At 37.3% G+C, this 25,543-nt stretch carries 20 protein-coding genes; 12 read left to right on the top strand and 8 right to left on the bottom strand.

Annotation, left to right across the window (positions count from 1 at the left end; translation table 11 throughout):
* Window positions 1-723 precede the first annotated feature (723 nt).
* Window positions 724-2,493: a transcription termination factor Rho gene (gene rho / locus FNN09_RS17275; protein WP_143303733.1), complete on the bottom strand. Its 1,770-nt coding sequence runs from the start codon at window positions 2,491-2,493 to the stop codon at window positions 724-726.
* Window positions 2,494-2,793: 300 nt separating this feature from the next.
* Between rho and FNN09_RS17280 the strand changes: the two genes are divergently transcribed.
* The 5 genes from FNN09_RS17280 to FNN09_RS17300 all read left to right on the top strand — a co-directional run bounded on the left by FNN09_RS17280 (window position 2,794) and on the right by FNN09_RS17300 (window position 9,639).
* Window positions 2,794-3,660, top strand: coding sequence for an RNA polymerase sigma factor RpoD/SigA (locus FNN09_RS17280; protein ID WP_143303734.1), 867 nt, complete (start codon window positions 2,794-2,796; stop codon window positions 3,658-3,660).
* Between the two features lie 90 nt (window positions 3,661-3,750).
* Window positions 3,751-4,407 (top strand): ribulose-phosphate 3-epimerase, encoded by a 657-nt coding sequence (gene rpe, locus FNN09_RS17285; RefSeq protein WP_143303735.1) that lies wholly within the window; start codon window positions 3,751-3,753, stop codon window positions 4,405-4,407.
* An 826-nt stretch (window positions 4,408-5,233) separates the two neighbouring features.
* Window positions 5,234-5,956, top strand: coding sequence for a bifunctional 2-polyprenyl-6-hydroxyphenol methylase/3-demethylubiquinol 3-O-methyltransferase UbiG (locus FNN09_RS17290; protein ID WP_143303736.1), 723 nt, complete (start codon window positions 5,234-5,236; stop codon window positions 5,954-5,956).
* A 140-nt stretch (window positions 5,957-6,096) separates the two neighbouring features.
* Entirely contained in the window at window positions 6,097-9,420 is a 3,324-nt protein-coding gene (locus FNN09_RS17295; protein WP_143303737.1) for an Ig-like domain-containing protein, read from the top strand.
* Window positions 9,421-9,453: 33 nt separating this feature from the next.
* Window positions 9,454-9,639 (top strand): hypothetical protein, encoded by a 186-nt coding sequence (locus FNN09_RS17300; protein WP_143303738.1) that lies wholly within the window; start codon window positions 9,454-9,456, stop codon window positions 9,637-9,639.
* A gap of 49 nt (window positions 9,640-9,688) precedes the next feature.
* Here the strand turns inward: FNN09_RS17300 and queF are convergent, their stop codons facing one another.
* Window positions 9,689-10,129: a preQ(1) synthase gene (gene queF, locus FNN09_RS17305; RefSeq protein WP_143303739.1), complete on the bottom strand. Its 441-nt coding sequence runs from the start codon at window positions 10,127-10,129 to the stop codon at window positions 9,689-9,691.
* 186 nt (window positions 10,130-10,315) lie between these two features.
* Between queF and rlmD the strand changes: the two genes are divergently transcribed.
* The 4 genes from rlmD to FNN09_RS17325 all read left to right on the top strand — a co-directional run bounded on the left by rlmD (window position 10,316) and on the right by FNN09_RS17325 (window position 14,710).
* Window positions 10,316-11,725 (top strand): 23S rRNA (uracil(1939)-C(5))-methyltransferase RlmD, encoded by a 1,410-nt coding sequence (gene rlmD / locus FNN09_RS17310; protein ID WP_143303740.1) that lies wholly within the window; start codon window positions 10,316-10,318, stop codon window positions 11,723-11,725.
* A gap of 225 nt (window positions 11,726-11,950) precedes the next feature.
* Complete coding sequence (locus FNN09_RS17315; RefSeq protein WP_143303741.1) at window positions 11,951-13,399, top strand: DUF3300 domain-containing protein; 1,449 nt, start codon at window positions 11,951-11,953, stop codon at window positions 13,397-13,399.
* A gap of 50 nt (window positions 13,400-13,449) precedes the next feature.
* Window positions 13,450-13,968: a DUF4136 domain-containing protein gene (locus FNN09_RS17320; RefSeq protein WP_185969053.1), complete on the top strand. Its 519-nt coding sequence runs from the start codon at window positions 13,450-13,452 to the stop codon at window positions 13,966-13,968.
* 94 nt (window positions 13,969-14,062) lie between these two features.
* A complete protein-coding gene (locus FNN09_RS17325; protein ID WP_143303743.1) occupies window positions 14,063-14,710 on the top strand; it encodes a DUF6629 family protein in 648 nt (215 codons plus the stop codon).
* Window positions 14,711-14,713: 3 nt separating this feature from the next.
* Here FNN09_RS17325 and nspC read toward each other — a convergent pair whose 3' ends face one another.
* The 3 genes from nspC to FNN09_RS17340 form a co-directional block, all read right to left on the bottom strand.
* Entirely contained in the window at window positions 14,714-15,856 is a 1,143-nt protein-coding gene (gene nspC, locus FNN09_RS17330) for a carboxynorspermidine decarboxylase (protein ID WP_143303744.1), read from the bottom strand.
* Window positions 15,857-15,975: 119 nt separating this feature from the next.
* Entirely contained in the window at window positions 15,976-17,562 is a 1,587-nt protein-coding gene (gene asnB / locus FNN09_RS17335) for an asparagine synthase B (protein WP_143303745.1), read from the bottom strand.
* A 322-nt stretch (window positions 17,563-17,884) separates the two neighbouring features.
* On the bottom strand, window positions 17,885-19,078 hold the full coding sequence (locus FNN09_RS17340) for a saccharopine dehydrogenase family protein (RefSeq protein ID WP_143303746.1): 1,194 nt from the start codon (window positions 19,076-19,078) through the stop codon (window positions 17,885-17,887).
* A 310-nt stretch (window positions 19,079-19,388) separates the two neighbouring features.
* Here FNN09_RS17340 and FNN09_RS17345 point away from each other — a divergent pair, with 310 nt between their 5' ends.
* Window positions 19,389-20,438, top strand: coding sequence for an endonuclease/exonuclease/phosphatase family protein (locus tag FNN09_RS17345; protein WP_143303747.1), 1,050 nt, complete (start codon window positions 19,389-19,391; stop codon window positions 20,436-20,438).
* Window positions 20,439-20,497: 59 nt separating this feature from the next.
* On the opposite strand, the gene nadD is transcribed toward FNN09_RS17345, so the two are convergent.
* The 3 genes from nadD to FNN09_RS17360 are packed head-to-tail and all read right to left on the bottom strand — an operon-like array spanning window position 20,498 to window position 22,591.
* Window positions 20,498-21,073, bottom strand: a complete 576-nt coding sequence (gene nadD / locus FNN09_RS17350; protein ID WP_143303748.1) for a nicotinate (nicotinamide) nucleotide adenylyltransferase — start codon at window positions 21,071-21,073, stop codon at window positions 20,498-20,500.
* 7 nt (window positions 21,074-21,080) lie between these two features.
* Window positions 21,081-21,692 (bottom strand): guanylate kinase, encoded by a 612-nt coding sequence (gene gmk / locus FNN09_RS17355; RefSeq protein ID WP_255434158.1) that lies wholly within the window; start codon window positions 21,690-21,692, stop codon window positions 21,081-21,083.
* A gap of 26 nt (window positions 21,693-21,718) precedes the next feature.
* Window positions 21,719-22,591 (bottom strand): YicC/YloC family endoribonuclease, encoded by an 873-nt coding sequence (locus tag FNN09_RS17360; RefSeq protein ID WP_143303749.1) that lies wholly within the window; start codon window positions 22,589-22,591, stop codon window positions 21,719-21,721.
* Between the two features lie 244 nt (window positions 22,592-22,835).
* Between FNN09_RS17360 and FNN09_RS17365 the strand changes: the two genes are divergently transcribed.
* Together FNN09_RS17365 and FNN09_RS17370 are read left to right on the top strand one after the other, a co-directional pair.
* Window positions 22,836-24,209, top strand: coding sequence for a fasciclin domain-containing protein (locus FNN09_RS17365; RefSeq protein ID WP_143303750.1), 1,374 nt, complete (start codon window positions 22,836-22,838; stop codon window positions 24,207-24,209).
* Window positions 24,210-24,457: 248 nt separating this feature from the next.
* A complete protein-coding gene (locus tag FNN09_RS17370; protein WP_143303751.1) occupies window positions 24,458-25,342 on the top strand; it encodes a MerR family transcriptional regulator in 885 nt (294 codons plus the stop codon).
* Window positions 25,343-25,543: the final 201 nt, after the last annotated feature.

Here is a 25,543-nt window from a genome sequence, read left to right on the forward strand (position 1 = left end):
TTCAATGACTTGCTCAAACTCTATGTTGTTATTTGTCGTAGCCATGCCTTCTTTTATTCACTAAGTTCCGAATTACCTCCAATAATCATCCCCCTGTGTGCCAAATTTACTTGCCATGGGTGTTTCATGTGTTTAAATTTTGTTTTTATTGCCACATGGAACTCGCCAAAATCAATCATACTCTTGTGTGAGAACTTATTCTCATGGCTCGTTTCATATGATTATAATTTGCTTTCATTTGCCATATGGAACTCTCAAGTAAATTTTATCATCCCCCTGTGTGAAAATTTGGATAATCAAATTTACATGGTCGTTTCATGTGTATAAATTTTGTTTTTATTGCCACTACTTGTCCCGTTTTATCGGGATGGAACTTGCCAAATTCAATCATGCTACTGCGTGAGAAGCTATTCTCATGGCTCGTTTCATTTTATATGTTTACAAAGTTCTTTATGCTTTGCTTAAGTTTAAATTTCAGTACAATTCGGTTTTATTGAGAATGATTTAATAAATACAAACCATAAGCATGCACTGATTTTTCAGTCAATAAAAATACGCAAAGAAGATGAGGAAAGGAAGTAATGCTTTTATTATATAAAGTCAGTCTATTTGCATTAAGATTGGGTAATTGGGGAGAAGTGTTCGTGAGTGCGCCAAATTGTAGGCATAAAAAAAGCGGAATGTTATTCATTCCGCTTTTGTATTATTGAGTATCAAAGATTCCTAATTATCGTTCATCGATATTAAGAATTCCTCGTTAGATTTCGTTTTTCTCATCCTATCCTGTAAGAATCCCATAGCCTCAACAGGCGTCATGTCAGATAAGTAGTTGCGTAATATCCATATGCGATTCATCATTTCAGGATCAATCAGCAGATCTTCACGACGCGTACTTGATAGGTTGACATCAACAGCAGGGAATATACGCTTATTAGATAGTTTACGATCCAATTGAAGCTCCATGTTACCTGTTCCTTTAAATTCTTCAAATATCACTTCATCCATCTTAGATCCAGTCTCAGTTAAGGCTGTTGCAATAATTGTTAAAGAACCACCGTTTTCGATGTTACGAGCAGCACCAAAGAAACGCTTAGGACGGTGCAAAGCATTGGCGTCAACGCCACCCGATAATACTTTACCTGATGCTGGTGAAACAGTATTGTAAGCACGTGCTAAACGTGTGATTGAATCAAGAAGAACCACCACATCGTGACCACATTCAACCATTCTCTTGGCTTTCTCAAGCACAATGTTGGCAACTTTTACATGACGTTCTGCCGGTTCATCAAAAGTAGATGATACAACTTCGGCATTTACGCTACGAGCCATATCGGTTACTTCTTCAGGACGTTCGTCAATTAACAAGATAATCATGTATACCTCAGGATGGTTAGCTGCAATAGCATTGGCCACATCTTTTAGTAACACCGTTTTACCAGTTTTAGGTTGTGCCACAATCAATCCGCGCTGTCCTTTTCCAATAGGGGAGAACATGTCAACTACACGTGATGACATGTTGGCTTTAGGACCGGTAGTCAAATCAAATTTTTCATCCGGGAAAATTGGAGTCAAGTGATCAAATGGTACACGGTCGCGAACAATTGCCGGAAGTCTTCCGTTAATCTGCTCTACCTTAATTAAAGGAAAGTACTTTTCACCCTCTTTTGGAGGACGGATAGTACCCAATACACTATCACCAGTTTTTAGTCCAAATAATTTTATTTGCGACTGCGATACGTAAATATCATCTGGTGAGTTTAAATAATTATAATCAGATGAACGCAAGAAACCATATCCGTCAGGCATTATCTCTAGTACGCCAGAGGCTGAAATGATGCCTTCGAATTCGTACTGCTTATCGTTTCGGTCTTGACGTCTGTTGTCGCGTCCTCTATCGTTTTGAGGACGACGTTTATCGTCTTGCTGACGATTATCCTGCTGACGGTTGCGATTATCACGGTTTTCGCGATCGTCACGACGTTTAAAATCTTTTTGAGCAGGAGCCTTTTCCTCTTGAGGTTTTGACTTAGCAATTTTTTCTTCAATTGTTTCAGTCTTTTCTTCAGGAGCTACTTGAGCTTCCTTTACAGGTGCTGCCTCTTTGGTTTCCTGTGGTTCTTTATCCGCTTTAGGCGACTCTTTCTTTAAAGGCTCCTTTTTAACGGGTTCTTTCTTGGCTGGCTTTTCAACTTCCTCTTTCTTGACTTCGTCATTTTTTACAGCAGCAGCTGCTTCGGCTACTTTTGACTGTACAGATGAAGCGACAGGAGAATCAGGACGTTGAGTACGTGGTCGCTTGGAGCGAGGCTTACGCTCTGTAGGTTTGTCTTTTTTAGGTTTTTTATCACCCGATACCTGAATGGCTTGTTCATCAAGTATTTTGTAAACTAAATCCTGTTTTTTAAAGGATTCAACGCGCTTAACATTAAGCTCTTTTGCTATTTGACGTAGTTCTGTCAATAGCTTTTTATTAAGTTCTAGTATATCATACATAACTATAACGACAGTATTTTAAAGAGAAATCTTTTGGATAATTGTATTCTGAATTTATACTACTTGAAAGTAAAATATAGGATTGAGAACCTGACAGGCCTCAATTATGATTCATGCAAATTTATGGAAAGTTTATCTACTCACAAAACATTTTAGTCAAATTAATGAATTAACTGTATTATTTTAATTGTCAATCACTTTGTAAGTCCTTAAAAAAAATGCAATTTTAAAAGTGCTTTAAACAAAATACTTAAAATGAGTGTTTAATTAATTGCCGGGACCAAACATAACTGATTCGATATGAGACAACTTAAAATTACGAAGCAAGTAACTAACCGTGAGACGCCGTCGCTAGACAAATATTTACATGAAATAGGAAAGGTTAAACTGCTCAATGCCGATGAAGAAGTTGTATTGGCAAAAAAGATCAAACAAGGAGATAATAAAGCCCTAGAGCGACTGATAAATGCCAATTTGCGCTTCGTTGTTTCTGTTTCTAAGCAATATCAAAATCAAGGATTAAGCTTGCCCGATTTAATTAACGAGGGGAATTTGGGCTTGATAAAAGCTGCTCAACGCTTTGATGAAACCCGTGGTTTTAAGTTTATTAGTTATGCTGTTTGGTGGATTCGACAGTCGATATTACAGGCTTTAGCTGAGCAGGCACGTATTGTGCGCCTACCTTTGAATAAAATAGGATCAATAAATAAAGTTAATAATGCATTCTCACGTTTAGAGCAGGATTTTCAACGTGAACCGACTGCAGATGAGATCGCAAAAATTCTAGAAATAGCTCCTAAAGAGGTAAAAGAGGCCCTAAAGGTTTCGTCGCGTCATGTGTCAATGGACGCCCCTTTAAAAAAGGATGAAGACAATACTTTGTATGATGTGCTTCTTTCTAACGATTCATTAAGCCCAGATACTCATTTGCTGGATGATTCCTTGCGTCAGGAGATTGATCGTTCATTAGCCACCTTATCAACCCGCGAATCGGATATTATTAAGTTGTATTATGGATTAGGAGGAGAACCTCCTTATTCACTTGAAGAAATTGGAAAGCTCTTTAACCTAACGCGTGAGCGTGTGAGACAAATTAAAGAGAAGGCTATCAAACGTTTGAAGAATACGTATCGCAGTAAGATATTGCGTTCTTTTTTAGGTCAGTAAAAAATAGATGTTAAATATCATATCGAATTAAATGTGTGTGTTGTATTTTTGCAGCACACTTTTTTTATGGATTAACGAACCGTTATTAAAATGAAGCACTTAATTGCACCGTCATTATTGGCCGCCGACTTTAGTAATTTACAGAAAGACATTGAAATGATAAACCGAAGTGAAGCTGATTGGTTTCACCTGGATATTATGGATGGTGTTTTTGTGCCTAATATTTCATTTGGCATTCCTGTTTTGGAAGCGATCAAACCATTGGCGCAAAAACCGTTTGATGTTCATTTAATGATTACACAGCCAGAGCGTTATATTGAAACCTTTCAAAAGGCGGGTGCAGATATTTTTAACGTGCACTACGAGGCCAGTACGCATTTGCACCGTACAGTGCAAACTGTTCATGCCAGTGGTATGAAAGCAGGTGTTACTTTAAATCCACACACGCCAATTTCGGTTTTAGAAGATATCGTGAGTGAATTAGACTTGGTTTTACTGATGTCGGTAAACCCTGGTTTTGGAGGGCAGAAATTTATTCAAAATACCTACGAGAAAGTTGAGAAACTTAAAGAGCTTGTATTAAGGAAAAATAGCCGTGCACTCATTCAGGTTGATGGAGGTGTGGATAACTCAAATGCTGCTCAATTGGTAGAAAAAGGAGCCGATGTATTAGTGGCTGGTAGTTATGTGTTTAAATCAGCAGACCCGGAAGCAACTATTAAGGGACTAAAAGAACTGAGTTTTTAGACCTAGATAATCAATGTTGTCCTAATTATTTTTCACTCAAGCCGTGAAGGCTCTTACTTTTTTCTACAGTCAAAAAAGTAAGCAAAAAGTCCGCCGGCTGCACCCATTTCACTCAAAAAACTAGGATTAATGACTGAAATTGTTTCAAACTCACACTTTTTCGTTCCTCAAAGTGCTTAAACAGAAAAACAATTTTTAACCGTCATTTCAACCCTGTTTTTTGGCTCACTGGCTGAGGCCGGTTCGCAACAAGACGTCTCGAGAAATTAATAAAAACGTTTAGGGCGCTATTGCTAGATATTACATAAAATAAATGAGCGAGGCAGGTAAATATTACCTGTCTTTTTTGTGTCCGAATTATTAGTGGCTTAACTAGGCTCATAACATCAAAAATTCGTTTGGCAATTATCGGCAGGATTTTAAATCAAAATAGATTCTGGATGCTTTGCCTTACGAGCCTATGTTGATGGCTTTAAATGGCCTTATTTGTAATTTGTGATTAGGGGAGTGGAATAGTGTTTTGATTCTATTGCAGCTTCACTTGTACTTGCTAGATACCATCAAGCTAGCAAAATCGGCATTTCAATGACACTTCATCGATACTTGTTCGGCATTTCATCGACAACGCGCGTATAGCCGAACAAATGCCGAACAGATGCCGATGAGTTGCCGAGCAAATGCCGAAGCTGCTGTGCAGCAAGTAGTAGTTCGTTACGAAGCGGGAGACAATAGGAGCCGAATACATTAAGATGGTGTTAGGATGTGTTGCCGAACAACTTGGTAATCATTTTTCTAAATAGTATTTTTGTGCCACATAAATTAATATATGGGAGAAGAAATACTGAATGATCCGCTAGGGCAGGCAGCTCTTGATCATTTAAAGGGTAAGCGCCAATTGGAAATACAGGTACAGTCGAATATTGTGGAGGATGATGTGATACCAGTGGATTACTTATTTCGTGATTTTGCTAATATGCCCACTCTTGAGCAAAAGGGACTGAATCATTGTCAGGGAAAAGTGCTTGATCTTGGTGGAGGTGTAGGTTCGCATTCTTTGGAACTGCAGAGAAAAGGAATGGATGTGACCCTCTTGGATGTGTCCTACGGCTGTTGTCAGGTAGCCAGGCAGCGGGGTGTGAAAGAGGTGATCAATGAAGATTTTTACGCTTATGAGCCCGAAGTGAAGTATGATACCATTTTGCTGATGATGAACGGAATTGGTTTGGCAGCGGCTGTAGATCATCTGCCCACATTCTTTAATAAACTCAAAGAATACCTAGCCCCTAAGGGACAGGTAATACTCGATAGTTCCGATTTACGATACTTGTATATTGATGAAGATAGCTATTGTGATTTGCCCGATGAAACTTATTACGGAGAAGTTATGTATACAATGTCATATAAAGATCATAAAACGAGTGCATTTGAGTGGTTATTTATCGATCCAGCCTTGTTAGCATTGAAGGCCAAAGAGAATGGTTTTGCTTTTGAAAATCTGGCCGATGGTGATCATTACGACTACTTGACAAGACTAACACTTATCAAGTAAATTTGTACGATTATAAAGATAATGGAGTTGTTCGTCAAAGATTGAGAAGATAAGGCTTGTTTAACAAAACAATTCGATTGTAGCTTAAGGCATTTTAGTATCTTTCGGATTCATTTGTAGTTCTTGAAAAATAAGAGATTATGAAAAATATATACGCTTTAGTAGGTTTATTGGTATTGTTGAGTTTTAGTAATGTAGGGTGGGGGCAAAGTATTATAACTAACGCAGCGACAAACATCACTGCTAATGGTGCTACATTAAATGCGACGGCATCAGGTTTGGATGTTGGGAAAACTTATTATGTAGAGTATTATTACGGACCAGCTGGCGATCTTTTACAGAATAATATAAAAAGTGACGATGTTAGTGGTGTAACAACTGCAAATTTCCCTTTGTTAACTGATGTTGAACTATCCAGTAATACAGAATACTTTTTTACGGCTTATTTATTCGAAGATACTGATACCCCTCCTTTTTACAATTATATAGGTAGTGGTTCTGAAATGTCTTTTACTACAGAAGTTGTTTTAACAGGCATTAGTACGAATGCAGCAACAAACATCACGATTAATGGAGCTACCTTAAATGCCACAGCATCAGGTTTGGATGTAGGTAAAAGCTATTATGTGGAGTACTATTATGGTCCCGCTGGTGATCTTTTGCAGAATTACATTAAAAGTAACAATATTAGTGGTGTAACAACAGCTGATTTCCCTTTGATAACAGATGCTGAACTATTCAGTAATACAGAATACTTTTTTACGGCTTATTTATATGAAGCTATTGCTACTCCTCCTTTTGGTAATTATATAGGTGGTGGTGGTGAACTGTCTTTTATAACTGCATCTCCTTTATCAGTGACATTATATAATCCACTACAAGATGATTCAAATGTTACTATAAATCCCTTGTTGCAATTGACGTTCAATCAAGATGTAGAATTTATTGATCCATTGGCTGAGTATAAAATATTATTAAGACAAGGAGGTGCCACCATTGATGAATTTATTGTTTCGCCTGGTTTTAAGGATGGTAATTTAGTTTTTGATGGCAATTTAATGGTGAGTGACCGTTTAAATATAACACCATATTCAACCTTAGCTGTTGGTACAGAATATCATGTTATTATTCCTAGTGGCCTGGTTAAATCATTTGTTAGTGAAGAAACTTTTACTGGCATCACATCCTCTACAGGATGGCGTTTTACAACGGTCGCCAATCCTGTTTGGGCAAATGGATATCCATTAACGCGTAATGTGTCTCCAATATCAGTTGAATTTGTTGGGCAAGTTGATAAAATAGGCACATGTTATTATGTTGTAACTGATAATAATACCGAGCCAACAATTGCTCAAATAAAAGCTGGTCAAGATGCAACAGGCAGCCCAGCAAGTTATGCAAGCGGAAGTGTTGCTATTGAAACAGCTAGTGCCGAATTTAATGATGCGATAGATGTATCAGATCATGAATTATACGATGCCGAGACTACTTATTATGTATACGCTGTAACAACTGATGATGTAAATTCGCTGGATTCTGAAATTGGAATAACATCTTTTACAACTCTCGAAAGAATTGCTCCTATTACCTCTTTTGATCCTATTGATGGAGCCAACGACGTTTCGATATTAGCTAAGGTTGTCATTACTTTTGATGAACCCGTTCGCATGACTAATGGTACAATTATAGATGATACAAATGTCGCAAGCCTAATTTTATTTAATTTAAATCCAGCTAATCCAGTTGACTTTACGGCAAGTATTGATGATGAAAAACAAGTTATTACTATTACGCCAAATGTGCCACTGAACGAAAACTCAGGTTACGATATTACCATCTTAGCTGTTGAAGATTATTTTGACAATGAGCAATTGAGTTCGTCAAAAGCTTCATTTAATACCACCAATGTTGTGGTCTGGAATGGAAATCAGTCGTCGGTATGGACAGTCAATCAAAATTGGGATGGTAATTTTAACCCTGGTAGTAGTGTTCATATTCCCTATGCTGATGGAGGAGTGCCGATTACGAATATGCCAATAATATCAACAGATATTACTGTTGGGCATATAAGTATTGAATCGGGTGCATCCTTAGAGATTGAAAATACTGGTAGCTTGATTATCAACGAGACCTTAACAATGGGATCTTCAACGACAGGAGCAGGTAATGCTTCGATTATAGATAATGGGTCAACTTCAATAAATGTTGATCCTTCCAAGGTGTCCATACAACAGGCGATTATGTCTAGTACGCGTGGATATCATCTTTCTTCACCAGTTGTTGGTGCTACGAAATCTAACATGGGTGTTGATAATGCTATCTATGTTTTTGATAACCCAACTGATAGCTGGCCTAAATTAGGTGACAACGATGTGCTTTCTATAGGGCGAGGTTATGGTTTATATACAAGTGTTGATATTGAATTTAAAGGTGCACTTAACCAGAGCTCCAGTTATTCTGTTCCTTTAACCCGAACTGACGGAGAGGGATATGGATGGAATCTTGTCGGGAATCCATATACGGCAGCTATAGATTGGAATCAAATTGCTTTAGGGCATAAAGTAAATATCAATAATGCTTATTGGGTGTTTTTAAATGATCCTTCTAATTATGGATTGTATGCAACATATAGTAGTGGAGGTGGTGGAACGAATGGTCTAGATAATCTAATTCCAACACATCAGGCGTATTACGTAAAGGTAAATCTAGGAGAAACAATAGGTTCATTAACAATGCCAAAGTCGGCATTGTCTCCAAATAATAAAAGCATACTAAAATCTGCACCTGTTGAATTTACCAGGGTAAAGTTAGCTGGCGTTAATGGTGATTATATCGATGAAACAATTCTTTCATTTACTGAAGATGCTGAAGATTACATCGATATGTATGATGCTGAAAAAAGATTCACAAATTATAAAAATTATCTAGAGTTATTCTTTTATGAAGAATCTAATTCTTTTGCTATCGATTGCAAAAAATCAATTTATGACGGATTAATTGTTCCAATTGGTTATAAGGTTTCTAATACAGGTGCTTATTCCATTAGAAGGCAAAGTATTGATAATATTTTAGATGATTATGAGGTGTATTTAGAAGATAAGTATCTTGATGGCCAGTTTATTAACCTGAGAGAGCAGTCTGAATATAATTTCGAATCTGATAAAATTGGTAAAATCGTCGATCGCTTTGCGTTACACTTTTCTTCTGTTGGTGTTGTAACTGGTATTGATGGGAACGAAAACAAATTAATTAACATTTATGCGCATGATAGCTCCATATATATAAATGGAGACAATTTAATTAAGCAGCTTTATGAGGTTTATACTATCGATGGTAAGAGAGTTAAGCAAGGGTATCTTATGAATAATGGACTAAATACAATAAATCTGAGAGAGAAAGGTTTATTTATTGTTCGTGTAACGATAGGGTCTATGTTAATTACAGAGAAAGTTTTGCTTAGATAGTTTTATTAATTTACTTTGTTCAAGTAATTGGAGATGATGAAAATACGTAGGAGATATATAAGGCCAAGTATAGAGAAGTATGTTGTGGATCAGGATGTTAGCCTGGTTTTGATGTCTTCCACTGAAGAAAAACCAGGTGAAATGCCAGGTCCAACAACTATCCAACAACAAACTGATACTTTCGAAGCAAATCCCTTCGACGAAACGAATATAAAATAAACAACAAAGGCGACCATTGGTCGCCTTTGTTATGTGTTAAATATGTTTTCTACATGGTCACTTGCCATGTATCTTCCAGGTTATTTTTCCAGTCGCTGAATTTCTCATTGCCACCACGTACTTTCCAGTCCGAGTCAACGGTTAGCTTAGAGCTAATGCCGCCTCGTGGGTTACAAATCATGGTTACACGAATGCGTTCCGGATCATAAGCTTCAACCATGTGATCGTAAAATACATTAATCAAACGCTCGTATGATACGGTAATGTTACGTAAGTGCTGAACGTATTCCTTTAGTGATTTTAACTCAATAATTTTTTTCTTAGGATAAAAGGTGATAAAAACATCGGCAAAATCAGGTTGATTTTTAACGCCTAAAAAAGTGAATTCAGGTATCTTAATCTTAATCTCATAGGCTTCTCCGCTTGGATTAGGCAGTGATTTTAAGATGGTAGTGTCAATGTTTTTGTAAGTCAATACTTTTTGTTCCATGTAAATAGTAATTTCGGTTAATGTTTTGCTTTTGTGGTCCACAAAAATAGTTAATTATCGCCAATCTCAGCTCTTAAATAAAAGATAAGATGGTATTTAATCTTAACTCCTCATTCTATTCAAAGACATTAATCGTTATTGTTGAGTTTTTTGCCTAATTTTGCGCCCGAAAAATATATTTATACAGTGGGACGATCGCGAAAAAGTAAACCTTTATTAAAAAAGGTAACCATCACAGATGTAGCAGCAGAAGGAAAAGCCATGTTTCGTTTAGACGACCGGGTGGTATTTGTACAACGTGCTGTGCCTGGCGATGTAGTGGATGTGCAGGTTACGAAAAAGAGACGTAATTATTACGAAGGTTTTCCTGTGTTTTTTCATGAGTACAGCTCCATTCGTCAAGAGCCGCTTTGTGAGCATTTTGGTGTTTGTGGAGGATGTAAGTGGCAAGCTTTACCATACGAGCACCAACTAAAGTATAAAGAGCGTGAAGTGCTTAATAACTTAGCACGAATCGGTAAAGTAGATTTACCTGAATGCTCGCCTATCCTGGGTTCGGAGAAGACCGAATTCTACCGTAATAAATTAGAATTTACCTTTTCTAATAATCGTTGGTTGTCGCAAGAAGAGCTAAGTAGTGAGGAGTCATTTACCCATCGTAATGGTGTTGGATTTCATATTCCAGGTATGTTTGATAAGGTTGAGGATGTGAAAAAATGCTATTTACAACGCGATCCGTCTAATGCCATTCGTCTAGCAATTAAAGAATATGCTTTAGATAATGACTTAACATTTTTTGATTTAAAACAGCAAGAGGGCTTTTTAAGAACTTTGATTATTCGTACGAGTTCGACAGGAGAATTAATGGTTATTCTAACTTTATTTCATGAGGATGAGCCTAATAGAGTGGCGCTGTTGAATCATGTAAAGGAGCAGTTTCCTGAAATTACATCATTAATGTATGTGATAAATGAAAAAAAGAATGATACCATTACTGATCAGGATATTATCCTGTTTAGTGGTCGAGATCATATTTTTGAAGAGATGGAGGGTTTGAAGTTCAAGATCGGACCTAAGTCCTTTTATCAAACCAACTCAGAGCAGGCCTACGAATTGTATAAGGTAACCCGCGATTTTGCCAATATTAAAGAGAATGAGGTAGTGTATGATTTATACACGGGAACAGGTACAATTGCCAACTTTGTTGCACGTCAGGCCAAAAAGGTGGTAGGGGTAGAGTATGTGCCTGAAGCCATTGAAGATGCGAAGAAGAACTCTATATTAAACGGCATTGAAAACACAGTGTTTTTTGCTGGTGACATGAAGGATGTGCTCAATTTTGATTTTATTCAAGAGCTAGGGCATCCGGATGTGATGATTGTTGATCCACCACGAGCTGGCATGCATGCCGATGTTGTGAATACGATTTTAAATACGGCTCCTGATCGTATTGTGTACGTTAGTTGTAATGCAGCTACTCAGGCGCGTGATTTAAATCTGATGGATGTGCGATACAAAGTCACAAAAGTTCAGCCAGTAGATATGTTTCCGCATACGCACCATGTTGAAAACGTAGTGCTTTTGGAAAGAAAATAGAGCTATTAGAAGGTATTGAAAAACCGCTGAAGCAAGAGAGTCTATATCTTGTTTTAGCGGTTTTTTTGTATTGTAGAAAGTAACGTTTTGTGTAGGTGTGTTTTTTTAGAATTATTCTTCAGAATAAGCCGATTTTAGATATCTTCATGCTGGCATATTTTTTGATTCAACAAATGGTGTGCTGCCTAAATTCAAAATAACCGATACTGCTTAAAACAATAGACTATGAGGGGATTAAAAAAACAATTACCAGTAATGTTAGTGGCTTTGCTGATGTGCCTTTTTGCATGGCAAGCTGAGGCCCAGACTGATCTGGCTAAGTTCAAAGAAATAATTAAAAAGGATAGTACGCTGGTTGTAGATTTGGCTGCATATGACGCTAGTGTGCGCCGCGATATCCTTATTGTTGCCCAGCATCCTGAGGTTTTATCTACATTAAAAGAAACACAGCAAGGTTCACAAAATGCTTTTCAAGGCATAATTGAAGACTATGACCGCGATACTCAGTTTGGTATTTATGAGTTAAGTCGTTATCCCGATTTAATTGATGAATTAACCATTGAGGGAAAACTTAGGAAAAAGGAAATTCAAAATGTGATCCTATCTTATCCTGAGGATATCCATGAATCGGCTATGGAGTATGGTCGAAAACGTTATAAGGCTTTAGATGCCATTGCGCACTTGAATCATAAAACGCAAAAGGACTTTGATGATTTAATTTCAAAGTATAACTCCGATTTTCAATCGAGTATTAAACGTTTAATTGGTACGCCTGAGGTTTTGTCGACCATGGCCGATAATTTGGAGTTTACTCGTTTGGCGGGTAGTGTGTATCAGCAGTATCCTAAGGAAATGGATTTGAAGTTGGAAGAGTGGCATAATCAAATTAAAGCGCAGAAAGAAAAGGAGCTGGCCGATTATCAACAAAAACTCAAAGAGGATCCAGAGGCTTATGAGGAGATGTTGGCGGCAGCCGAGCAGTTTGCTGCCGAAGAATCAGCCAATAAAAACATTTCAGAGCCTGTAACAGAACAGGTGGAGGTGGTTCATATCAACCATTATTCGTACTGGTATGGATATCCTTATTGGTACAGTGCACCTTATTGGCGTCCTTACCCTTGGTATTACCATACAGGTTTTTACTATGGACCTGGTGGAGGTGTTGTGTTTATTGGTATGCCATCGTATTGGTATGTGGGTTGGCATCATCACTATTATCCTAATCGTTATCCGCATTTGTCGTACCATTATTACCGTCATGCTCATCGCCATCATCATTCATATTATAACTTTAATCGTACCGTTAATGTTAATATCAACAATAACTCACGAATTGATAGAAGCAATCTGGCGAAAATTGATAATAACCGTGGTAATATATTGCCGAAACAATGGCCAAGTCAAAGACCTGCTGTAGGTACTGATCGTCCAGTTCAAGGGCCGTCCACACGTCCTTCAACGCGTCCGAAAAGTAGACCATCTACGCAACCTGCAACAAGACCATCTACCACTCCATCAACACGTCCGTCTAATAAACAAGCTCCGCCTGTTAATTATAATAACTACAGGTCAAATGAGCACATGAGACAAAACTGGAGTAGGCCATCGACTCCTGCAACGCGTCCGGCTACACGACCAACAACACGGCCAACAGGAGGTTTTAGAAGGCGCTAAGCTGCTTTAGTTAGATGTTATATTTTTAGTTTTTATTTAATATGAGATATATGAAGAAGTTAACTTTTTTAGCACTTATAGCCTTATTCCTAAGTGCATGTTCCTCTGTTAAAGTAACAACAGACTGGGATCCTTCTGCTGACTTCCGAGGCTATAAAACTTTTAATTTTAGTCAGAGTTTTGATGAGATAAAGGTTGGAGATTTTGATAAGCGGCGCATTAAAAATTCCATAAGTAATGAATTAGAAAAGATTGGGTATGTACTATCCGATCAGCCTGATTTATTGGTTAATGGTTATGTAACGTCAGTTGAAAAAACGGTTGTAACCAATACGCACTATGGTGGATATGGACCTTATTATTATGGTTGGGGCGGTTGGTATTCAACAACTGATGTGAATCAATACAGCGAAGGTACTTTAATTGTGAGTTTGATTGATGTACGTAATAAGCAATTGGTTTGGGAAGGTCGTGCCGAAGGAATCGTTCAGCCATCGAATGCAAAGAAAAAGACTAGGGCAACTGATGAGATATTGAGGGAGCTTTTTTGGAAGTACCCCACTAAATAAATGAACTAGCAAGTAAAAAGAGCTCCAAATATTTTTTTGAGCTCTTTTTCTTTGAAGACTAAAATTCTATATTTAAGCTCCTAAACTATGAACTATGTGTTTTTCGGCCGAAGTTAGTTTTGGTGCCAGTGCTGTAATAACAACAGTTGGTGCCTTGGCAATAAAAAAGAGTAAAAGTAAAGAACAGCTTTTGTTTGCTATGATACCATTGCTTTTTGGTATACAGCAATTTTGCGAAGGTTGGTTGTGGTTGGCGCTAGAAAATGAAAAGCTAGGGCATTTGGCAGGAGTATCTACCTATGGCTTTCTTATTTTTGCTCAACTAATTTGGCCAGTCTGGGTGCCCTTATCCATTTATGTATTAGAGAAAAATACTATTCGAAAACGCTTACTTGGTTTTTCATTGGCTACAGGTGTTGTTTTATTTGCTGTATTAGCCTATCGAATGGTGTTTTATGAAGTGAGTGCTCAAATTGATCAGCACCATATTTTCTATACTGTAGGTCATTTTCAGAGTACAAATTGGTGGAGTGGAATACTTTATTTGCTACCAGCAGCTTTCCCCTTTGTGTTTTCAAGCAATAATCACATTAATTATATGGGAATACTAATGTTGCTTCTCTTTGTTGTATCCAAAGTGTTTTATCTGAAATACATGATTTCCACTTGGTGCTTGTTCGCTGCCTTGCTGAGTGTTTATATTTATTTTATCGTGAAGAAACAGCAAGGTACAATCAGTTAGTAATCAACTTAAACGGCTTTTGTAATCATCGTAAGTAAATTCCTTAACGACTTTTAAAACTTCAGTTTCATTCCAAATGGCGATTGCAGGGTGAGGAACGCCATTAAACATGGTTGTTTTAACCATTGTGTAATGTATCATGTCTTTAAAAATGATGTGTTCTCCTATTTGTAATTCGTGATCAAAAGACCAATGCTCCATAAAATCGCCTGCCAGACAGCTATTGCCTCCCAATCGATAGGTGTGCTTTCCCTCAATATCGCCCTTAATACTATTTTCAACTTCAGGTTGATAAGGCATTTCGAGGCAATCGGGCATGTGGGCTGTAAAGGATACATCTAAAATAGCGGTTTTAATCCCCTCGTTTTCTACGATATCAACCACTGAAGACATCAAATCGCCCGTTTCCCAGGCGAATGCACTGCCTGGTTCCAGAATAATTTGTAGATCCCACTTTTCCTTAAACTGCTTCAGTAGCTTTATTAAGTGCTGAGTGTCGTAGTCTTTTCTGGTCATGAGGTGGCCACCCCCCATATTTATCCATTTAACTTGTTTCAAATAACTGGCAAATCGCTCTTCTACGGCGTTTAATGTGTTTTCCAGATCATAAGAGCTTGACTCGCACAAAGTGTGGAAGTGTAGCCCTTCAATTTCTGAAGGGAGTACTTTGGGTAATTGACTAGCGATAATGCCAAGACGCGAGCCTGGAGCACATGGGTTGTATAAATCGGTTGATACGTCGCTAAATTGTGGGTTGATGCGCAAACCTACTGAAACCTTATCGGATGTACTGTTGATGTCTGTTTTAAAACTATTGAATTGCGACAAAGAATTAAAAGTGATGTGACTACTCATGGATAGGATCTCTTTAAATTCTTCCTCTTTATAGGCTGGAGAGTAGGTGTGTGCTTTATTGCCCATTTCTTCAAACGCCAATCTGGCTTCGTGTATGGAACTTGCTGTGGCTTTGCCAATGTATTCTTTTACAATTGGAAAAGCACTCCACATAGAAAATGCTTTAAAGGCCATGATGATTTCAATACCAGCCTGCTCTTTTACGTCTTTAATTAATTGCAGATTCTTTCTGAATAGTTGTTCATCCAAAATATAGCAAGGGGATGGTGCGTTATTATAGTCAATAGGCATAAGAAGTCGCTTTTATAAACAAAAGTAACGAAACTGAACTTGAAAATGCAAAAGGCCGAATTCCTTTTTTTGATAGGAGTACGGCCTTTTGCAGACGTTGTTTATGGCTATTTTGTTATTTATTCTCCGCTCTTACCATAGTTGGGAAGGACTCTTGCGCTCGGATCGTTCACATCGCAGTTTTCCCATTCCTTATTTGGCATCCAAAAATCTTTGATTGTTTCACTTCGGCCAGGGAAATGTTCTTCAAATAACTCTCGATACATTAATGATTCTTTCGAGATTGGTTGCGCGTGTTTGAATTGTGCTTTTTTAGCTTCGAATTCTACATCGCTATACATCTCTTCAGCGTATGCTTTAAGGTAATCAACCACACTATGACCAACCGCATCAGAGAAAGCTGCTTTTTCTCGATAAAGGATGTCTTGTGGTAGGTAATCGCCTTCAAAGGCTTTACGCAACAAATATTTTCCTATTCCTGTAAAGTTCATTTTTCGTTCAGGTTGAATACTCATCACATACTCAACAAAATCAAGATCGCCAAAAGGTACACGAGCTTCCAGGCCGTTGCACGAGATGCTTCTATCGGCACGAAGAACATCGTACATATAAATTTCTTTCAGACGTTTTTCTGCTTCTTTTTGAAAAGCATCAGGTGTAGGTGCAAAATCGGTGTATTTGTAACCAAATATTTCATCACTTATTTCCCCAGTCATTAGTACTTTAATGTCAGTATTTTCTGCTACATACTTACAAACCATGTACATGCCCATTGAAGCACGGATGGTTGTAATGTCGAATGATTCTATACAATAGATCAGATGGCTTAATGAGTCAAAGATGTCTTTGCGCTTAAAAAGAACCTCGGTATGTTCGGCGCCTAAATAATCGGCTACCACACGTGCATATTTGGTATCAATTGGATCGTCTTCAATACCAACCGCAAAAGTTCTAATTGGTTGATCGAGCATGCGTGCTCCAACGGCACAAACCAAACTTGAATCCAAACCACCACTCAATAGAAAACCAACTGGCACGTCAGCTGTCAATCGCTTTTCAATTCCTTTTGTCAGGTAATGGTTGATGTTTTTAAAGATCTCATCCTGCTCATGATCAACAAATTGTTCTACTTTTGAAATATCGCGGTATTGCTTTATTGATTCGCCATCATAGAAATGTCCTGGAGGAAATGGTTTCACTTCTTCGCATAATTCATGAAGTGTTTTCATTTCACTGGCAAAAAGTATATCCCCTGCTTTTGAATATCCATAAAACAGTGGACGAATACCAATTGGATCGCGGGCTGCAAAGTACTTTTTAGCTACAGAGTCGTAGATGACAAATACGAACTCTGCATCTAGAGACTTGGCCGTTTCTTCAATCCCTTTTTCTAAGAAAAGCGGAATGATAACTTCACAATCACTACTTGATTTGAATTCGAACGATGCTTCGTACTCAGTTTTTAGCGCATTATAATTATATACTTCTCCATTACATACCAAATTAATGTGCTTGTAAACCAATGGCTGATTACCATTTTCCGAAACATCCATAATGCTTAAACGGTGGAATCCCATCCAACCATCATCTTCAAAATCTCGGGTTAGTGAGTTGTCTGGTCCCCGATATTGAATCTTCTTAAACTCGCGGGCAAATCTTAGTTTGTCCATTTTGTCGCTTCCTGTATAAACTGCAAATCCACACATGACAATCTTATTTTTAATTAGTAATGGAGTAATTGTAATGATATTTGATTCAAAAGTAATGAATCATTATTAAAAAGCAATAAAAACTTACAAAAAATAAGTAAAGAGGTGCAAAAAGAGCAATATTGTTACAAATTAATGGTGATAAGGAGTGGTCTGAAATATTATTATATGTGGGTGTTCGGCTTGATTTAACGGTAATGAGGTGAGGGAGTACGCTCTGAGAGGGGGCAAGTAGTGAATAGACGTTATTTTTTAATTGATAAAAGGGCAAAAAAAATACTGCCATAAGCAGTATTTTTTTATTTATTGGTGATTTGAATTATAGTTCAAGATCAATGTTAACTTGTTCGTGCCATGGTAAGCCTAATTTGTTAAGTTGCTCCATAAATGGATCAGGATTAAATTCTTCAACATTAAAAACACCTGGCTTTTTCCAAGCATTCTGAAGATACATCATGGCGCCTATGGTTGCAGGAACACCGGTTGTATAGCTTACGCCTTGAGCTCCTGTTTCATCATAAGCATCCTGGTGTTTACAGTTGTTATAGACGTAATAGGTTTTTTCCTGACCATCTTTTATGCCTTTAATACGACAACCGATTGAGGTTTCTCCAGTGTAGTTCTCGCCTAAATCACCAGGATCAGGTAAAACGGCTTTCAGAAACTGGATGGGAACAATTTCTTTACCTTCGTACATGATTGGTTTGATACCAGCCATTCCAATGTTTTGAATAACTCGCAAGTGTGTCAAATATTCTTGTCCGAATGTCATCCAAAAACGAGCCCGCTTAAGAGTTGGATAATTTTTACATAACGACTCAAGTTCTTCGTGGTATATTAGATAGGAATCACGTTCCCCAATATTTGGATAACTAAGTGATTTGCAAATTTCATGAGGTTCCGTTTCTATCCATTGACCATTTTCCCAGTATTTACCCTTTTGAGTTATTTCTCTAATGTTAATTTCAGGGTTAAAATTGGTGGCAAATGCTTTTCCATGGTCTCCACCATTACAGTCTACGATGTCTAAGTAATGTATCTCGTCAAAATGATGTTTGGCGGCATGAGCTGTAAAAATACTAGTTACCCCAGGATCAAAACCACAACCTAGAATAGCTGTGATGCCGGCTTCTTTAAATCGCTCTTGGTAGGCCCACTGCCACTTGTATTCATACTTAGCTTCGTCTAAGGGCTCATAATTAGCCGTATCCAAATAGGCTGTTTTTGTTTCTAAACAGGCATCCATAATGGTCAAATCCTGATATGGTAAAGCTACATTAACCACAATGTCAGGTTCGAAACTATTAATTAGTTCCACAAGTTCAGGCACATTGTCTGCATCTACTTGCGCAGTTTGAATTCTATTATTGCCAATTTTTTCAGCAATAGCATCGCATTTACTTTTTGTACGACTTGCTAGTAGAATGTTGGTGAAAACATTTGGCAATGAAGCCATTTTGTGAGCGACTACAGTGCCAACGCCACCCGCTCCAATAATTAATACTCTACCCATGATATTTAAGTTGAATGAAAACGTTTTGTATTTTGAAAATTCAAATTATGTGAGATTGATGTTTGTGTGGTTTATTAATGCAAATTGACAAAAAAAATAAAAAGGGGCAATAGCACTACTTATTTATTTGGATTAAAAATCTCAATCATTTTAATGTTAAGACTAAATAAGAAGTTGAATCCTAGACTAATGGGTCTAGTGTGTCTTGAGATGCTTTTTAGTTGGATTTTATATCTAATTGAAAATTAATGCTTGAGCGGTGTTTGTGTGTTGATATTTTACTATTTTAGTGCGTGAAATTACTATGAATATGTTAAGAATATATCCTTTATTGTTCGTCAGCTTGCTAATATGGCTTTTTTCAGCATGTTCCATCCAAAACAAGCCGATAGATAAGAGTCAAACAGCTGTTATTGGTTTTTATAATGTGGAGAATTTATTCGATACAATCAATTCGGTAGATGTTCGTGATGGTGAATTTACACCCGAGGGTGCTAAGGAATGGAATGCGAATCGCTATCAGGATAAGTTGGAAAAGATCGCTCAGGTAATTATCGGTATTGGGGATTCAACTGGCTACTCAGTTCCAAGTGTTATGGGACTTTGTGAGCTTGAAAATATTGGGGTTATTAACGATTTAGTTGCTCACCCTTTGTTGAAAGAGTTTAATTATCAGATTGTGCATCAGGATTCGCCTGATAAAAGGGGTATTGATGTGGCTCTTCTATATAGAGCAGATGCCTTTGTGCTACATGATTTTAAAGCTCTTCCATTAATGATTTATGATGCCGAGGATGGAGATCGAATTTTTACCCGCGATCAGTTGTTGGTAAGTGGACAACTCATGGGGGAGAAGATTCATTTTGTAGTTAATCATTGGCCATCGCGTTATGGTGGAGAAGAGCGTAGTAGACCTTTAAGGAAAGATGCAGCCTATTTGAGTAGAGCAATTGTTGACTCGTTGCAGCAACTTGATGCTAAAGCTCCCGTGATGTTGATGGGAGACTTTAATGACGATCCACAGAATGTGAGTATTAACGATGTATTAAGGGCTGTAGGAATCAGTGAAATGCAAGCAAGTGATTTGTATAATCCGTATGCCGACATGCACGAAGATGGTGTTGGTACGCTTTGTTATAGAGGGTTCTGGAATATGTTTGATCAAATTCATTTTACTCAGAATATGCTTTCAGATGGTACGAGTTTGCAGCTACAAAGTGCCCATATTTATAACCATGCTATGTTGAAAGTAAAAGAGGGAAATTACGCAGGATATCCTTTTAGAACTTTTGTGGGAAATAGGTATGATGGCGGCTATAGCGATCATTTCCCAGTTTATGCAATAATCAAAAAGAATTAGTTTATACCTTTAGTTAATGAGAAATGGCTGTTTAACAAGTGTGTTATCAGCCATTCTTTTTATCTGTATAAATTCTTCTGTTTGATGAAATTGTAAACCCTCTCTGGGATGAGATAGGGTGTCTCTTTCCCATCTCGAATCCATTCTCTAATGTTTGATGAAGCCATTTCTACCAAAGGAGCCTTAGTGAGTCTGGCGTTGTGGTGTAGTATTTCTTCATCAATTATATAACCAGTTCTTGGATAGATCAATATTTGATGTTCACTAATTATTTCATCGTAACATTTCCAATGGTGTAATCGTTGCGCATTGTCGGCACCCATAATAATGCTAAACTGGTAATTGGCATATTGGCTTTTGAGTGCATCAAGTGTTTTAATGGTGTAGGATGGAGTGGGAAGCTGCAACTCAATGTCTATGGCTTTATAGTTTTCCTGATCTTGCGTTGCCAGGTCAACCATCTTCAGCCGTAGTTCGGCATCCAAAAGTTCAGAGGATTGTTTAAAAGGGTTTTGTGGACTGACGACAAACCATACTTCATCCAGGTTTTCAAACTCTCGCATATAATTTGCCAATGCTAAATGCCCTATATGAATGGGGTTGAATGATCCAAAAAACAATCCTACTTCTATCACAATTGGTTTATTGGTTTAAAAACTCTCGAATGGCTTTGGCTGTATGTTCTAATGCCTGATCAATATTATCATTGATAATCACTTGATCGAATTCAGATGAATATTTGAGTTCCCGCTCAGCTTTAGCTATGCGCATGTTAATCTTTTCTTCGCTATCGGTACCCCGTTTTTGAAGGCGTTTTCGAAGCTCATCAACCGATGGAGGCTGAATAAATAAGCTTAAGGCTTTGTTACCGTACATTTTTTTGATATTAACACCGCCTACTACATCAACATCAAACACAATATTACAACCAGTGCTACAAATACGTTCTACTTCGCTCTTTAGTGTGCCGTAGTAGGTGTCAGTATACACTTCTTCCCACTCTAAAAAAGCATCTTGTTCAATTTTAGCCTTAAATTCATCGGGAGATAAAAAGTGATAATCGACACCATCTTTTTCATTTCCTCGTGGTTGTCTGCTTGTTGCTGAAATAGAGAATCCAAGGTCAAAACCCTCTTTTAATAATGCCTGAACAATGGTTGTTTTTCCAGAACCTGATGGAGCTGAAAAGATAATCAGTTTGCCTTTCTTCGTCATTTTTTTATGAACAGTGGTGTGGTAACAGAAATCTTTCATTTTATTAACTATGCGCTTTTATAAGCTTAAAGGACATTAAGTATTTGTTCTTTTATTTTCTCTAATTCATCTTTCATGCGAATAACAACCTTTTGTAATTCAGCATCATTGGCCTTTGATCCTAAGGTATTTATTTCTCGACCTATTTCCTGGGTGATAAAACCAAGTTTTTTTCCAACAACATCGTTGTTTTCAATGGTTTCCATAAAGTACTCCAGATGGTTGCTTAAACGAACTTTCTCTTCAGTAACATCCAGCTTTTCAAGGTAAAAGATGATTTCCTGTTCGAAGCGATTTTCATCGACTTTATTACTTTGGCCTAACTCTTCCAGGTTTTCTCTTATGCGAGTTTTTATTTTTTCAATACGCTGAGACTCGTAATTCGGCACCTCTTTTAAAAGTTCGCCTATGAGTTTAATTCGTTGTATGATATCTACTTCTAATGCCTGTCCTTCGCGAGTTCTAAAATCAATGATATCAGCAATCGCTTCCTTTAAGGTTACTTCAATTGATTTCCACTCAGATTCGTCTAACTCTGCTAATTCTATTTTAACAGTATCGGGCAGTGGCATAATTGTTTTTAAAAAGTCAGTTTCACCAACGTTTAAATTATCAGCTATTTCGCGTAGTTGATTGTAGTAGTTGGAAATAACCTGCTTGTTGATTTTGGTAATTTTATCAGATGTTGCTGATTCAACATAAAAACTCAGGTCTATTTTGCCGCGAGATAGCTTTTTACCAACCAGACTTCTTACGGCAATTTCTTTTTCCCGATAGAGGTTTGGAAAGCGAGTATTTAAGTCTAGTTGCTTGCTGTTTAGTGACTTAATTTCAATGCTTATTTTTTTATTTGGAAGCTCACATACAGCTTTACCATAACCGGTCATTGATTGAATCATACGTCTCCTTAATTTCTGATAAGTCGCAAAGTTAATCTTTTTCTAAGACATGGCGATGGATTATAATTAGCTAATTCCATGATGAAATATGATTCTAAATAATAATCATAACCATCTGTTTATTAAGGTTTATTATTTTGACTCGCTAATAGTGTTTAATAAAAATAAAAAAAGAATGAACAAAAAATCAACCATCAGGTTTACCTTTCAAATCACCATTTACAAACAATTAAATATTAAGGACATGAAACGATTTACAGATTTTTTAGGAAAAAACCTTTGGGTAATGATGCTTTTATTAAGTGTTTCACTAGTAAGTGTATCTTGTGATGATGACGATGATGATTCGGGAGAAGAGGAACCTATGCCTGAAGAATCTATGACGATAACGGATGTAGCGGTTGGTAATGCTGATTTCAGTATTTTAGTGGCTGCCCTTCAAAAAGTTGGATTAGCTGACGATTTAGCCGATGAGAAAGCTAGTTATACTGTTTTTGCTCCAACTAATGCAGCATTTGCAGATTTGCTAAGCGAGTTAGGTGCAAGCGGGTTAGATGATATCTCAAACGAAGTACTAACAAGTGTACTCCTGTACCATGTTGTATCGGGCTCAAAGAAAGCCTCTATGATTGAAACGGGTTACTACTCAAGCCTAAGTGCTGGACCTAAGGATGGATACGGATTGTCCTTATACATTGATATGGAAATGGCTAAAATAAATAATCGTGCAAAAATTACGGCTACCGATATTGAAACTGACAATGGTATTATACACGTAATTGATAAGGTTATTTTGCCAATGAGTATTACTGATCATGCCATAGCTAATCCTGCATTTTCTTCACTTGTGGCAGGGGTAAGTAAAGCCGATTTGGCAGGAGCCTTAGATGATGATATGTCAATGTTTACTGTATTTGCACCTACTAACGACGCTTTTGATATGTTCTTTAGCGAACTCGGTGTAAGCTTAGATGATTTGTCCAAAGAAACGCTATCATCAGTTATTCTTTATCATGCATTGGGCGATGTTGTACCAGCTGCCATGGTTGAGTCAGGGTATTTTCCAACATTAAGTACCGCTTACGATCGCGCAATAAGTGTTAAGGTAGATACCGATGGCGGTGTTATGCTAAATTCGGACAGTGAAGTTATTGCTACTGATGTTGTTGCCACTAATGGTATTATCCATGCTATTAATAAGGTTATTATGCCACCAACAGTAGTAGATATCGCAATTGATAATTCAAGCTTTTCAATATTAGTGGAAGCAGTTGTTAAAGCTGATTTGGCAGGTGTTTTATCAGGGGAGGGTGCTTTTACAGTTTTTGCTCCAACTAATGATGCTTTTGAAGCCTTGTTCGAGGCCTTAAATATTTCAGGTATTGATGCCTTAACAAAGGAGGATTTAATACCAATATTATTAGCGCATGTGGTTGATGGTAATGTGGCTTCAACAAGTCTTTCTAATGGCGATGTACCTACTTTAAATACAGATAAGAAACTAATGGTCAATATTGATAACGGCGTAACAATCGATGGATCAATTAATGTTGTTTTGGCAGATATTCAAGGTAAAAATGGAATAGTTCACGTAATTGACAAGGTGATTGTTCCTTAATAATGTCGGTTCAAACGTAGAGCTGATTGGGGACTTTTACGGTCCCCTTTTTTCTTACTTCAATTTTGAAAAGATGGATTTACTCATGTGACAAGATTAATTGGTCTTTACATATTCTTATAATCCTGAACTTAGCGATTTTATCATGACAATGAATTTCTGTTTGGCTCTATAAAAATTAAAGTGAACATTATTTGCCGAATAAGCGTTAAAGGTTCAGCAATAGAAAAAGGAAATTATAACCAGATATGGCATTTTACTCTATAAAAGATTTAGAAAAGATTTCGGGAATTAAAGCGCACACTATTCGTATATGGGAGCGTCGCTATAACCTTATCGAACCTCAGCGTACATCAACTAACATACGTTTTTATAACGACGATGACCTGAAGCGTATCCTGAATGTATCTATTCTCAATCAAAATGGTTATAAAATTTCCAAGATTGCTCAAATGAGTGAAGCGCAATTGCGCGAAAGAGTAATAGACCTTTGTCTGGATACCCGCAATACAGATGTTCAAATCGAAAGCTTGTTGGTTGCAATGCTTGAAATGGATGAGGGGAAATTTACCCATGTTCTTACCAATTCAATTATCAAGCTGGGTTTTGAATCAACGGTAGAAACCATCTTGTTTCCGTTTTTGGATAGAATAGGGATATTGTGGCAGGCAGGCACGATTAACCCTGCTCAGGAGCACTTTATATCTAACCTGATACGGCAAAAGCTGATTGTGGCAATTGATAACGAAATGCAAAACTTTATTCCCAAGGCAGATAAGAATATTGTCTTTTTCTTACCTGAGAATGAGTTGCACGAAATTGGCCTGCTTTTTTACAGCTTAATTGCCCGAAAAGAGGGATTTAATGTGGTTTATTTAGGTGCAGCTGTGCCCATTGAGGATTTAAAAGAAGTGGTAGATGTTAGGCATGCTGATGCTTTGTTTACATCCTTTGTAGCTGCCAGAAAAAAAGAAGAGTTAGAGACTTTAATGGATGAAATTGCCAAATCTATTTCAGGGATACCCGTTTTTGTCATGGGATTACAAATTAAAGAGGTTCAGCCTGCTATTCCAAAACACTTTAAAATAGTTACATCATCGCAGGAATTCAAAAAGCAGTTGAGCTCTTTTTGATGGTTAAAAATTGTGTTAATATTCTATTAGGCTTAATGTTGTAGTGTTTTTGTTAATGCAAGTAGTTTTTAGCATCTACATTAACTGGATGTACTAACCCGAGTTCGACATGAAATTTATTGCTCAGATCGCTTATAAATATTGAGTTTCAAGGACTATTTGTGAAGGCATAACTAGTCCCGATTTTTCGGGAGCGGGCTT

The sequence above is a fragment of the Carboxylicivirga sp. M1479 genome (assembly GCF_007097485.1).
In the GTDB taxonomy this organism is placed as follows: Bacteria; Bacteroidota; Bacteroidia; order Bacteroidales; family Marinilabiliaceae; genus Carboxylicivirga.

Excerpts from the sequence above, each read along its gene's own strand:
- rho (WP_143303733.1), bottom strand. The coding sequence starts at position 2,493 with ATGTATGATATACTAGAACTTAATAAAAAGCTATTGACAGAACTACGT.
- FNN09_RS17280 (WP_143303734.1), top strand. The coding sequence starts at position 2,794 with ATGAGACAACTTAAAATTACGAAGCAAGTAACTAACCGTGAGACGCCG.
- rpe (WP_143303735.1), top strand. The coding sequence starts at position 3,751 with ATGAAGCACTTAATTGCACCGTCATTATTGGCCGCCGACTTTAGTAAT.
- FNN09_RS17290 (WP_143303736.1), top strand. The coding sequence starts at position 5,234 with ATGGGAGAAGAAATACTGAATGATCCGCTAGGGCAGGCAGCTCTTGAT.
- FNN09_RS17295 (WP_143303737.1), top strand. The coding sequence starts at position 6,097 with ATGAAAAATATATACGCTTTAGTAGGTTTATTGGTATTGTTGAGTTTT.
- FNN09_RS17300 (WP_143303738.1), top strand. The coding sequence starts at position 9,454 with ATGATGAAAATACGTAGGAGATATATAAGGCCAAGTATAGAGAAGTAT.
- queF (WP_143303739.1), bottom strand. The coding sequence starts at position 10,129 with ATGGAACAAAAAGTATTGACTTACAAAAACATTGACACTACCATCTTA.
- FNN09_RS17315 (WP_143303741.1), top strand. The coding sequence starts at position 11,951 with ATGAGGGGATTAAAAAAACAATTACCAGTAATGTTAGTGGCTTTGCTG.
- FNN09_RS17320 (WP_185969053.1), top strand. The coding sequence starts at position 13,450 with ATGAAGAAGTTAACTTTTTTAGCACTTATAGCCTTATTCCTAAGTGCA.
- FNN09_RS17325 (WP_143303743.1), top strand. The coding sequence starts at position 14,063 with ATGTGTTTTTCGGCCGAAGTTAGTTTTGGTGCCAGTGCTGTAATAACA.
- nspC (WP_143303744.1), bottom strand. The coding sequence starts at position 15,856 with ATGCCTATTGACTATAATAACGCACCATCCCCTTGCTATATTTTGGAT.
- asnB (WP_143303745.1), bottom strand. The coding sequence starts at position 17,562 with ATGTGTGGATTTGCAGTTTATACAGGAAGCGACAAAATGGACAAACTA.
- FNN09_RS17340 (WP_143303746.1), bottom strand. The coding sequence starts at position 19,078 with ATGGGTAGAGTATTAATTATTGGAGCGGGTGGCGTTGGCACTGTAGTC.
- FNN09_RS17345 (WP_143303747.1), top strand. The coding sequence starts at position 19,389 with ATGTTAAGAATATATCCTTTATTGTTCGTCAGCTTGCTAATATGGCTT.
- gmk (WP_255434158.1), bottom strand. The coding sequence starts at position 21,692 with ATGAAAGATTTCTGTTACCACACCACTGTTCATAAAAAAATGACGAAG.
- FNN09_RS17360 (WP_143303749.1), bottom strand. The coding sequence starts at position 22,591 with ATGATTCAATCAATGACCGGTTATGGTAAAGCTGTATGTGAGCTTCCA.
- FNN09_RS17365 (WP_143303750.1), top strand. The coding sequence starts at position 22,836 with ATGAAACGATTTACAGATTTTTTAGGAAAAAACCTTTGGGTAATGATG.
- FNN09_RS17370 (WP_143303751.1), top strand. The coding sequence starts at position 24,458 with ATGGCATTTTACTCTATAAAAGATTTAGAAAAGATTTCGGGAATTAAA.